This is a genomic window from Klebsiella sp. GW_Kp182, assembly GCF_040062275.1.
GTDB classification, from domain to species: Bacteria; Pseudomonadota; Gammaproteobacteria; order Enterobacterales; family Enterobacteriaceae; genus Klebsiella; species Klebsiella michiganensis.
Map to the genome: position 1 here is coordinate 161,524 of NZ_JBEAFQ010000012.1, position 11,719 is coordinate 173,242.

The window sequence follows — 11,719 nt, forward strand, 5'->3', positions numbered from 1 at the left end:
ACGATATTATTTCACCACTCAATGACATTTCGTCATTGATAAACTTTCAGCAGAGGCGGCGTTCGTGCGAAAAAAACTCCCCAGCAGTACCTCGCTGCAGGCCTTTGAGGCTGCCGCCAGGCACGGTAACTTTGCCCGCGCGGCGGAAGAGCTGTCGCTTACCGAAGGCGCGATCAGCCGGCAAATCGCCCGCCTGGAATCGCTGTTAAACTGCAAGCTGTTTGAACGGACGGGGAGCCGGGTGCGGCTGAACCCCAACGGCGCGCGCTATGCCCACCATGTCCGCGAGACGCTGGAACGTCTTGAGCGAGATACGCAGTATCTGATGGGGGCTGCGGACGGCAGCCGAAGCCTGGAAATCGCCGCGCCGCCGACCTTTGCCAGCCGCTGGCTCATTCCCCGACTGGGGGATTTTCAGCGCCGGAATCCGGATATCACCCTGAATATCGCGGTCAGAACCGACCCGTTTATCCTCACCGGCAGCGGTTTTGACGCGGCGGTTCATTTCGAGCATCCCGCATGGGCAGGAATGCGCTTGCGGTTTCTGTTTGAAGAGAGACTGGTGCCGGTATGCCACGCCGGGCTACTTACGGGGGAAGATCTCGCCAGCCAGCTGAACGCGCTGCCGCGTATTCATCGACGGCAGAATCCTGACGCCTGGCAGCGCTATGCTGAAGAGTGCGGGATCGCGCTGGATAATCCGGCGCAGGGGGTGCGCTACGATCTGCATGAGATGGCGATAGCCGCCGCGCTGGCCGGGCAGGGCGTTGCGCTGGTACCGCACGTGTACGTTGAAAAAGCGCTCGAAAACGGGACGCTGGCTGCGCCCTGGCCGCAGGCCCGCAGCCTGAGCAAGCGCTTTTGCCTGGTGAGGCCGCTGGAAAACGGCGTCAACGAATCGGCGCTACAGGCGTTTGAACAGTGGTTACTGGCGCAATAAGGCCCGGGCGCGGGCCGTAGACGCGTTAAGCGCAGCCTCAGGCGTGGGATAAAAGCGGGAACATCAGCTTATTCTCTTTGAAGATATTTTCTTTTTGTCCGTAGATAAACAGAATATCTTCGCCTTCGATTTTCTCATACTCGCCGGTCCGATTCTCTTTGGGGGTAAAGCCGAGGATAGCCTGGTACGTATTTTCATCGGCGAGCTCGTTAATAATGGCCGACAGGGAGCGTCCGCTGTCGCAGAAAATATCAAAACAGATCAGCGCCGGACCGTTTTGCATCGCAATCGCGATGGCCTGGTTTTTGTCGGAATAATAGACGAAGTGCTTCATAAAGGCGGAGCAGTAGAACATCAATAAACCGAAGTTATCCTGTACCCGCAGCTGTGAAAACGGATTCGATTTTTGATAGTACCGCTGTAATCGCGCAACCTCTTCCGGCTGGTCCATATCAAGCTTGCGGAAGTCGCCCGCTGCCGGTACCACCGGCATAATATATTGATGCTCGGCGGTGCGCTCGAAGCCAAATTTCGGATAAAAATCAACGGTTGTCGGGTTAGCAAACAGGAAAAAGGCGTCGGCCTTATCCTGCCAGTCCGTCAGAATCTCCCTGACGAGCTGCCCGGCAAGGCCCTTATCACGATGATCGATATCGGTCATCACGGTGCCGATTTGAATATAGCGGCGGGGTTCACCCTGCCAGATCAGATCGATAATATTGGCGGAGGCGTTAGCAATCACTTTATTGTTGCTCACCAGGGCGTAGGGAATATAGGCGTCGGTCCAGTACCCTTTGCGGTACCACTCTTTAAAGGAGAGATCGAAGGTTTTAATCGCCAGGTCAATGAAGCTATTTCTTAACACGTCATTGTGCACAATTTGCTTATCTAATTTGTAGTTCATCGTCGACATTCCTTACGCTGCGGGTGAGGCACTGTTTTCGGCCATCTGTTCGGCGGTCCGATCTCTGTCGGGCGAGCTAAAAATAGCATATCCCCACGGATGGGCGACGATTGTCGCGCCTAAGCTTTGCTCAGGTCACACATTCGGGAAAAATAGGGCTAAAAATGGCGCGCTTTCGTCGCCCCAGGGAACATCGCCCTCAGGCAAAAGACGCCTTTAGCAAATGAAAGTTTGCCAGTCATCAAAAACGAAGAGGAATATATTGCGTTCATGGTCATGACCCCTATCATTAATAGGTAGGGTAAATGTGGTATCATCGCGCCTTTCCCTTTTCGTCCTGGGGCTCTTTTTTATGCAACAACCTGTTGTTCGCGTTGGAGAATGGCTGGTTACTCCCTCTGTTAACCAAATTAGCCGCAAGGGGCGTCAGCTAACTCTCGAACCGCGCTTAATCGATCTTCTGGTTTTCTTCGCCCGTCATCCCGGCGAAGTACTCAGTCGGGATGAGCTCATCGATAATGTCTGGACCCGCAACGTTGTCACCAGTCACGTCGTCACGCAAAGCGTTTCCGAGCTACGTAAGTCGCTGAAAGATGGCGACGATGGCAGCCTTGAATATATCGCTACCGTACCCAAACGCGGCTATAAGCTGACGGTGCCGGTGATCTGGTGTACCGAAGAGGGGGAGGAGCCGACGCCGGTTATTCCCGCAGAAACGCAGACGGTCGGGTTTGAGGCGCCGTTGACCTCCCCGCAGCCCGATGCGGCTGCGCCAGACAGCACACCGGTGGCGAAGCCGGAAAAACGTAAGCGGCTGACCACGTTTATCGTCTGGGGTCTGTTCCTGCTGGCCCTCGCGAGCTGCGTGGCGCTGGTGGCCCTGTCAACCCTGCAGTCGCGCCCGCCGGTCACGAAAACCCGGCTGCTGCTTAACCCGCGTGATGTCGATATTCACCTGCTCAGCGGCAACACCTGCAACAACTGGTCATCGCAGCACTCCTATGCCATCGGTCTGGGGAGCCTGATTACCACCTCGCTGAACACCTTCTCCACCTTTATGGTGCACGACAAAACCAACTACAACATCAATGAGCCGAGCAGTTCCGGTAAAACCCTGACCATTGAGTTCGTCAACCAGCGGCACTATCGCGCACAGCAGTGCTTCATGTCGGTGAAGGTGGTGGATAACGCCGACGGCTCGACCATGATGGATAAGCGTTACTTTGTCACCAGCGACAACCAGCTTTCGATTCAGAACGACCTGCTGAGCAGCCTCTCTGAGGCGCTGAAGCAGCCGTGGCCGGCGCGGATGCAGGAGATGTTAAAGCAGTATCAGCCGTCGCAAAGTATCGCGCTTACCCATTTCTATCAGGCGCATCAGCTATTAATGAACGGAGACGTTGATTCGCTGGGCAAAGCCAGTAGCCTGCTTGCCGACGTGAATAAGCAGTCGCCGGACTTTACCTATGCGTGGGCGGAAAAAGCGCTGGTTGACGTATTGCGTCATTCTCAGCAGCCGCTGGATGAGAAACAGCTCGCCGATCTGTACAGCGAAATAACCCGGGTGGGTAATATGCCGGGGATTAAAGATATGGCAATATTTTATCAGATTAAAACGGTGGATATGCTGGGCAAAGGAAAAGTGGATGAAGCCTATGACGCGATTAATGCCGGGATTGATCTGGAAATGTCGTGGATGAATTATGTGCTGCTGGGCAAAGTCTACGAAATGAAAGGGCAGAACCGGGAAGCTGCCGATGCCTACCTGACGGCGTTTAATTTACGCCCGGGTGAGAATACATTTTACTGGATTGAAAACGCCGTATTCCAGACCTCCGTGACCCGCGTGGTTCCGTATCTCGATAACTTCCTCGCTTCAGAATAAGTAAACCCTCATCATGGTCATGGTTTTGGCCGTGGTGAGGTTAAAATTATGTTTCTCATGAGCCACCGGGTTGTTATTTTTTATAACCTCTCCGGTTCCGCATGTAACACTTTTTCAACATGAAGTTGACCTTATAACCTAATGAAAAATATCTAAATTTACCTTTTCCTGATATCAACATGTCATCCTGATATGTTGCGCGAAAAAGGTCAAAATATCATTTGTCTGATGTTTGCAGTTATTTCACTTTATCTTTAGGACTTATCTCGTACTAATCCGTAATCTTGTTGGCAGTTGGTCGGGTCAATAAAAGGTTCATCATCATGATCTGTACCTCCCAAATAAACTTAGGAGAAAAGCAAACATGAGTTCTGCCAAGAAGATCGGGCTATTTGCCTGTACCGGCGTAGTCGCCGGTAATATGATGGGGAGCGGTATTGCATTATTACCTGCAAACCTCGCTAGCATCGGTGGTATTGCCATCTGGGGTTGGGTGATTTCTATTATTGGCGCAATGTCTCTGGCTTATGTTTATGCCCGGCTGGCGACCAAGAATCCGCAGCAGGGTGGCCCAATTGCCTACGCCGGTGAAATATCCCCAGCGTTCGGTTTCCAGACCGGCGTGCTTTATTATCACGCCAACTGGATCGGTAACCTGGCAATCGGTATTACCGCCGTCTCTTATTTATCAACATTCTTCCCAATTTTAAATAACCCGGTGCCGGCAGGTATTGCCTGTATCGCCATCGTATGGATCTTCACCTTCGTGAATATGCTCGGCGGGACCTGGGTTAGCCGCCTGACAACAATTGGCCTGGTACTGGTACTTATTCCTGTGGTCATGACCGCGGTGGTCGGCTGGCACTGGTTTGATGCCGCAACCTATCAGGCAAACTGGAACACCTCCAGCACCACTGACAGCCACGCGGTAATCAAAAGTATCCTGCTCTGCCTGTGGGCCTTTGTCGGGGTAGAATCTGCCGCCGTGAGTACCGGGATGGTGAAAAACCCGAAACGCACCGTGCCGCTGGCCACCATGCTGGGCACCGCGATGGCCGGTATCGTCTACATCGCCGCGACCCAGGTGATTGCGGGTATGTATCCTGCCTCTCAGATGGCCGCATCCGGTGCGCCGTTTGCAGTGAGCGCCTCCACCATTCTCGGCGGCTGGGCTGCGCCGATGGTTTCCGCCTTCACCGCCTTTGCCTGCCTGACTTCGCTGGGTTCGTGGATGATGCTGGTGGGTCAGGCTGGCGTACGTGCCGCCAATGACGGTAACTTCCCGAAAGTGTATGGCGAACTCGACAGCAACGGTATTCCGAAAAAAGGCCTGCTGCTGGCCGCGGTGAAAATGACCGCGCTGATGGTGCTGATTACCCTGATGAACTCCACCGGCGGCAAAGCGTCTGACCTGTTCGGTGAGCTGACCGGTATCGCGGTACTGCTGACCATGCTGCCTTACTTCTACTCCTGCGTTGACCTGATTCGCTTCGAAGGCATCAATGTACGCAACTTCGTCAGCCTGATTTGCTCCGTACTCGGCTGCGCGTTCTGCTTCATCGCCCTGATGGGGGCAAGCTCCTTCGAACTGGCCGGTACCTTTATCGTCAGCCTGATTATCCTGATGTTCTACGGTCGCAAAATGCACCAGCGCCAGAACAACGACAACTCCGCTGATAGCAGCACCGCCAGCGCGCATTAATCAGCAACCCTATTCCTGAGGCTCCTTCCATCACCTGTCACGACGTGGCGGGAGGGGCTTTCTTTATCTGGAGATTTGACTATGAACGTTATCGCAATCATGAATCACATGGGTGTCTACTTCAAAGAAGAACCCATCCGTGAACTGCATCGCGCCCTCGAACGCCTGGACTTCCGTATTGTCTACCCGAACGACCGTGAAGACTTATTAAAACTTATCGAAAACAATGCGCGTCTGTGCGGCGTGATCTTCGACTGGGATAAATACAATCTCGAACTGTGCGAAGACATCAGCAAAATGAACGAATACATGCCGCTGTACGCCTTTGCGAACACTTACTCAACGCTGGACGTGAGCCTCAACGATCTGCGGATGCAGGTTCGCTTCTTCGAATATGCGCTGGGCGCAGCGGAAGATATTGCCAACAAAATCAAACAGAATACCGACGAGTATATCGACACCATTCTGCCGCCGCTGACCAAAGCGCTGTTTAAATACGTGCGTGAAGGCAAATACACCTTCTGTACCCCAGGCCATATGGGCGGTACCGCGTTCCAGAAAAGCCCGGTCGGCAGCATCTTCTACGATTTCTTTGGTTCCAATACCATGAAATCCGATATCTCGATTTCGGTTTCTGAACTCGGTTCTCTGCTGGACCACAGCGGCCCGCACAAAGAAGCGGAAGAGTACATCGCCCGCGTCTTCAACGCGGAACGCAGCTACATGGTGACCAACGGGACCTCTACCGCCAACAAAATTGTCGGCATGTATTCCGCCCCGGCCGGTAGCACCGTGCTGATTGACCGTAACTGCCATAAATCGCTGACCCATCTGATGATGATGAGCGACATTACGCCAATCTACTTCCGCCCGACCCGCAACGCCTACGGTATCCTCGGCGGTATCCCGCAGAGCGAATTCCAGCATGCGACCATCGCGAAGCGCGTGAAAGAAACCCCGAACGCGACCTGGCCGGTGCACGCGGTTATCACCAACTCCACCTATGACGGTCTGCTGTACAACACGGACTACATCAAGAAAACCCTGGATGTGAAATCCATCCACTTTGACTCCGCGTGGGTGCCTTACACCAACTTCTCGCCGATTTATGAAGGCAAATGCGGGATGAGCGGCGGCCGCGTCGAAGGGAAAGTGATTTACGAAACCCAGTCCACGCACAAACTGCTGGCGGCGTTCTCTCAGGCTTCGATGATTCACGTTAAAGGCGACGTGAACGAAGAAACCTTTAACGAAGCCTACATGATGCACACCACCACTTCTCCGCACTACGGCGTGGTGGCCTCGACGGAAACCGCGGCGGCGATGATGAAAGGCAACGCCGGTAAGCGCCTGATTGACGGTTCTATCGAACGTTCAATCAAGTTCCGTAAAGAGATCAAACGCCTGAAAGGCGAGTCCGACGGCTGGTTCTTCGACGTCTGGCAGCCGGAACATATCGATGGCCCTGAATGCTGGCCGCTGCGCTCCGACAGCGCGTGGCACGGTTTCAAAAACATCGATAACGAGCACATGTATCTCGACCCGATTAAAGTCACGCTGCTGACTCCGGGGATGAAGAAAGACGGCACCATGGATGAGTTCGGTATTCCGGCGAGCATCGTGGCGAAGTATCTCGACGAGCACGGTATCGTGGTCGAAAAAACCGGTCCGTACAACCTGCTGTTCCTGTTCAGTATCGGTATCGACAAAACCAAAGCGCTGAGCCTGCTGCGTGCGCTGACCGATTTCAAACGCGCGTTCGACCTGAACCTGCGGGTGAAAAACATGCTGCCGTCGCTGTATCGTGAAGATCCGGAATTCTACGAAAACATGCGCGTTCAGGAACTGGCGCAGAACATTCACAAACTGATTGAGCACCACAACCTGCCGGACCTGATGTTCCGCGCGTTCGAAGTGCTGCCGACCATGATGATCACGCCGTACGCCGCGTTCCAGAAAGAGCTGCACGGTCAGACCGAAGAGGTGTATCTCGAAGAGATGGTGGGCCGCGTCAACGCCAATATGATCCTGCCGTATCCTCCGGGAGTGCCGCTGGTCATGCCGGGTGAAATGATCACCGAAGAGAGCCGTCCGGTGCTGGAGTTCCTGCAGATGCTGTGCGAAATCGGCGCCCACTATCCGGGCTTCGAAACCGATATCCACGGCGCCTATCGTCAGGCGGATGGTCGTTACACCGTTAAAGTGCTGAAAGAAGAAAATAACAAATAATCGATGCACAACAGGGAAGTGGCTTGCCACTTCCCTTTTTCACGCTGCAAGGAGAACACATGAAAACACCCTCACAGCCGCGCGCGATTTATTACATCGTTGCGATCCAAATCTGGGAATATTTCAGCTTTTACGGCATGCGTGCCTTACTCATCCTCTACCTCACCCATCAGCTCGGCTTTGATGACAGCCACGCTATCAGCCTGTTCAGCGCTTACGCTTCCCTCGTGTACGTCACTCCTATTCTCGGCGGCTGGCTTGCCGACCGCCTGCTCGGCAACCGCACGGCGGTGATTGCCGGCGCGCTGTTAATGACGCTTGGCCACGTGGTGCTGGGCGTGGAATCCGATTCCACCTGGAGCCTGTACCTCGCGCTGGCGATCATTATCTGCGGCTACGGCCTGTTCAAATCCAACATCAGCTGCCTGCTGGGCGAGCTCTACGCCGTTGACGACCCTCGCCGCGACGGCGGTTTTTCGCTGCTGTACGCCGCCGGTAACGTCGGCTCCATCGCCGCGCCTATCGCCTGCGGGCTGGCGGCGCAGTGGTACGGCTGGCATATCGGCTTTGCGCTGGCGGGAATCGGCATGTTTGTTGGCCTGATGATTTTCCTCAGCGGTAGCCGCTACTTCCGCCACGCGCGCGGCGTCGATAAACAGGCGCTGCGGGCGGTAAAGTTTGTGCTGCCGACCTGGGGCTGGCTGGTGGTGATGCTCTGCGTTGCGCCGGTGTTTTTCACGCTGCTGCTGGAGAATAACTGGTCCGGCTATCTGCTGGCGATCGTGTGCGTGTTCGCCGCCCAGATGGTGGCGCGCATTATGGTCAAATCGCCGGAGCATCGCCGCGCGCTGTGGCAGATCGTTCTGCTGATGCTGACCGGGACTCTGTTCTGGGTTCTGGCGCAGCAGGGCGGGAGTTCGATCAGCCTGTTCATCGACCACTTTGTTAACCGTCATCTGCTGAATATTGAGGTGCCGACCGCGCTGTTCCAGTCGGTTAACGCCGTGGCGGTGATGGCGGCTGGCGTCGTGCTGGCGTGGCTGATGCGGCCGGAAGGCGCGACCCGCTCGGCGCTGCGCGTGTGGCTGAAGTTCGCCTTTGGCCTGGTGCTGATGGGCTGCGGCTTTATGCTGCTGGCGCTTAATGCGCGCCACGGCGCGGCGGAAGGGCAGGCATCAATGGGCATGATGGTGGCCGGCCTGGCGCTGATGGGCTTTGCCGAACTATTTATCGACCCGGTAGCGATGGCGCAGATCACCCGCCTCAATATGCCCGGCGTCACCGGGGTACTGACCGGGATTTATATGCTGGCGACCGGCGCGGTAGCCAACTGGCTGGCGGGAGTGGTGGCGCAGCAGACCACCGAGTCGCAGATCAGCGATACGGCGATTGCCGCGTATCAGCACTTCTTTGCCCAGATGGGCGAATGGACGCTGGTCTGCGTGGCGGTGATTGTCGTCGTCGCCTTCGCCGCCGCGTTTAGCGTCGGCAAACGCCGCGCGGCCGCCGGTGAACTTCCCGGCGGCGGCGCCTAGCCCCGTCTGGCGACAGGTCCGGCATACCGGGGCTACAAAATCGTGCTGGCTGGTAGCCCGGCTAAGGCGTTTACGCCGCGAGCCGGGGATCGGTAACCCCAACAGTGGAGCGGCAAGCCGCTCCTTGCACCGTTTACTGAACAGGAGGAGGATATTCTGGCAGGCGCGGAAGCCGAAGATAAAAAACTGTTACTGAAGCGATGGCTGAGCGAAATCAGCCGGAATTGAAGCCAGGCTCCTTAAGATTGTTCTTTGGCGTCGACGCCGGAACAGGCCGCGCTGGAGAGTGACCTGGTTCAATTATCGAAGCAAGTTTGCAAGCAGGGTTATGAGGAACCAACATGTCTGAACAACAAGCACAAGGTGCCGATGAGGCAATTGACCTTAATAATGAACTGAAAACCCGTCGTGAAAAACTGGCCGCGCTGCGCGAGCAGGGCGTGGCGTTCCCGAATGATTTTCGCCGTGACCACACTTCTGACCAGCTCCATGCGGAATTTGATGGTAAGGAAAACGACGAGCTCACCTCTCTGAACGTCGAGGTCGCCGTGGCTGGCCGCATGATGACCCGCCGGATTATGGGGAAAGCCTCTTTCGTCACCTTACAGGACGTCGGCGGCCGCATTCAGCTGTACGTCGCGCGCGACGATCTGGCGGAAGGCGTCTACAACGAACAGTTTAAGAAATGGGATCTTGGCGACATCATCGCCGCCCGCGGTAAGCTGTTTAAAACCCAGACCGGCGAACTCTCCATTCACTGCACCGAGCTGCGCCTGCTGACCAAGGCATTGCGCCCGCTGCCGGACAAGTTTCACGGCCTGCAGGATCAGGAGGCGCGCTATCGTCAGCGCTATCTGGATCTGATCTCCAACGAAGAGTCGCGCCACACCTTCAAGGTGCGTTCGCAGATCCTCGCCACCATGCGTCAGTTCATGGTCGCGCGCGGCTTTATGGAAGTCGAGACTCCGATGATGCAGGTGATCCCCGGCGGCGCCTCCGCGCGCCCGTTTATCACCCATCACAACGCGCTCGATCTGGATATGTATCTGCGCATCGCGCCGGAGCTGTATCTGAAACGGCTGGTGGTCGGCGGCTTCGAACGGGTGTTCGAAATCAACCGCAACTTCCGTAACGAAGGCATCTCCGTGCGCCACAACCCTGAGTTCACCATGATGGAACTCTATATGGCGTATGCGGATTACAAAGATCTGATCGAACTGACCGAATCTCTGTTCCGCACGCTGGCGCAGACCGTGCTGGGGAAAACCGAAGTCCCGTACGGCGACCAGGTGTTCGACTTCGGCAAGCCGTTTGAAAAACTGACCATGCGCGAAGCGATCAAGAAATACCGTCCGGAAACCGAGATGGCGGATCTGGATAACTTCGAGGCGGCAAAAGCGCTGGCGGAATCCATCGGTATTCACGTTGAGAAGAGCTGGGGGCTGGGGCGTATCGTCACCGAAATTTTCGACGAAGTGGCGGAAGCCCATCTGATCCAGCCAACCTTTATCACCGAGTATCCGGCGGAGGTTTCGCCGCTGGCGCGCCGTAACGACGTGAACCCGGAAATCACCGATCGTTTTGAGTTCTTTATCGGCGGGCGTGAAATCGGCAACGGCTTTAGCGAGCTGAACGACGCGGAAGACCAGGCCCAGCGTTTCCAGGATCAGGTCAACGCCAAAGCGGCGGGGGATGATGAAGCGATGTTCTACGACGAAGACTACGTCACCGCGCTGGAATATGGCCTGCCGCCGACGGCCGGCCTGGGCATCGGTATCGACCGCATGGTGATGCTGTTTACCAACAGCCATACCATTCGCGACGTGATTCTGTTCCCGGCAATGCGTCCGCAGAAGTAAATTCCGCTAAAACCAGGTCCCCTCGTTTCCCTGAACCGGGGGGCCTTTATTTCGACGTGTTTAATTCCGACGAGTAATAATTGCGAATCAGCTTACTCCGGACACCTTATGTGCTATAACAGCGCGCATAAAAAACATAAGGTGTTAATTAAATGAAAAAAATAAAATTAATTGTTGGTGGCGTGATCTGTGCAAGTTATTTATTTACGTCAGTGTTATCAATGGCAAGTGATAATATCAACAACCATACCGTTCATTTTGATAAAGGCAGCAACGGCACGATAATAAAAAGCACCGTGACCGGTGACGGTGTTAACGACTATACGCTGGAGGCGAAAGCGGGCCAGATGATGCATATCAATATGAACAGCCAGCGGCCGCATCCTTATTTCAATGTTATCGCTCCTGATAATAATTCGATTTTTAACGGTTCTCTGAGCGGTGATACCTTTGAGCAACGTCTGATGAGCAGCGGTAAATATACGGTGCGGGTTTATCAGATGGGCGGAGCGCGCGATGAAAGGAAAACCAGCGCTTACGCGCTGACGTTTAAAATTACCGACTAATATTTGGCGGCTGTCTATTCAGGCTGTCCCGGAGGCGGCGGGCTGCGCCTGTCCGGGCTTGTATGATTACTCCGTCAGAAAGAACCGGCCAGTTCTCTC

Annotated in this window: 8 protein-coding genes; 7 read left to right on the top strand and 1 reads right to left on the bottom strand. The window is 55.1% G+C overall.

Annotated elements, in window-relative coordinates; genetic code table 11:
- The first annotated feature begins 64 nt into the window (after window positions 1-64).
- Entirely contained in the window at window positions 65-940 is an 876-nt protein-coding gene (locus tag ABLU88_RS13865) for a LysR substrate-binding domain-containing protein (RefSeq protein ID WP_046876924.1), read from the top strand.
- Between the two features lie 37 nt (window positions 941-977).
- On the opposite strand, the gene ABLU88_RS13870 is transcribed toward ABLU88_RS13865, so the two are convergent.
- Entirely contained in the window at window positions 978-1,844 is an 867-nt protein-coding gene (locus tag ABLU88_RS13870) for a GNAT family N-acetyltransferase (RefSeq protein WP_025107114.1), read from the bottom strand.
- A gap of 352 nt (window positions 1,845-2,196) precedes the next feature.
- Here ABLU88_RS13870 and cadC point away from each other — a divergent pair, with 352 nt between their 5' ends.
- The 6 genes from cadC to ABLU88_RS13900 all read left to right on the top strand — a co-directional run bounded on the left by cadC (window position 2,197) and on the right by ABLU88_RS13900 (window position 11,620).
- A complete protein-coding gene (cadC, locus tag ABLU88_RS13875; protein ID WP_348836752.1) occupies window positions 2,197-3,729 on the top strand; it encodes a lysine decarboxylation/transport transcriptional activator CadC in 1,533 nt (510 codons plus the stop codon).
- Window positions 3,730-4,093: 364 nt separating this feature from the next.
- Window positions 4,094-5,431 (top strand): cadaverine/lysine antiporter, encoded by a 1,338-nt coding sequence (cadB, locus tag ABLU88_RS13880; protein ID WP_004848490.1) that lies wholly within the window; start codon window positions 4,094-4,096, stop codon window positions 5,429-5,431.
- 81 nt (window positions 5,432-5,512) lie between these two features.
- Window positions 5,513-7,660, top strand: a complete 2,148-nt coding sequence (cadA, locus tag ABLU88_RS13885; RefSeq protein WP_009652676.1) for a lysine decarboxylase CadA — start codon at window positions 5,513-5,515, stop codon at window positions 7,658-7,660.
- Between the two features lie 59 nt (window positions 7,661-7,719).
- Window positions 7,720-9,195: a dipeptide permease DtpD gene (gene dtpD / locus ABLU88_RS13890; RefSeq protein ID WP_201993215.1), complete on the top strand. Its 1,476-nt coding sequence runs from the start codon at window positions 7,720-7,722 to the stop codon at window positions 9,193-9,195.
- A 341-nt stretch (window positions 9,196-9,536) separates the two neighbouring features.
- Window positions 9,537-11,054 (top strand): lysine--tRNA ligase, encoded by a 1,518-nt coding sequence (lysS, locus tag ABLU88_RS13895; RefSeq protein WP_004848495.1) that lies wholly within the window; start codon window positions 9,537-9,539, stop codon window positions 11,052-11,054.
- Window positions 11,055-11,206: 152 nt separating this feature from the next.
- Window positions 11,207-11,620 carry a hypothetical protein gene (locus tag ABLU88_RS13900; RefSeq protein WP_014228246.1) on the top strand — a complete coding sequence of 138 codons (414 nt, stop codon included), beginning with the start codon at window positions 11,207-11,209 and terminating at the stop codon, window positions 11,618-11,620.
- The last annotated feature ends 99 nt before the right edge of the window (window positions 11,621-11,719 follow it).

Bases quoted from the DNA above. Each gene is read 5' to 3' on its own strand.
- ABLU88_RS13900 (WP_014228246.1), top strand. From the start codon at position 11,207: ATGAAAAAAATAAAATTAATTGTTGGTGGCGTGATCTGTGCAAGTTAT.
- cadA (WP_009652676.1), top strand. From the start codon at position 5,513: ATGAACGTTATCGCAATCATGAATCACATGGGTGTCTACTTCAAAGAA.
- ABLU88_RS13870 (WP_025107114.1), bottom strand. From the start codon at position 1,844: ATGAACTACAAATTAGATAAGCAAATTGTGCACAATGACGTGTTAAGA.
- dtpD (WP_201993215.1), top strand. From the start codon at position 7,720: ATGAAAACACCCTCACAGCCGCGCGCGATTTATTACATCGTTGCGATC.
- lysS (WP_004848495.1), top strand. From the start codon at position 9,537: ATGTCTGAACAACAAGCACAAGGTGCCGATGAGGCAATTGACCTTAAT.
- cadC (WP_348836752.1), top strand. From the start codon at position 2,197: ATGCAACAACCTGTTGTTCGCGTTGGAGAATGGCTGGTTACTCCCTCT.
- cadB (WP_004848490.1), top strand. From the start codon at position 4,094: ATGAGTTCTGCCAAGAAGATCGGGCTATTTGCCTGTACCGGCGTAGTC.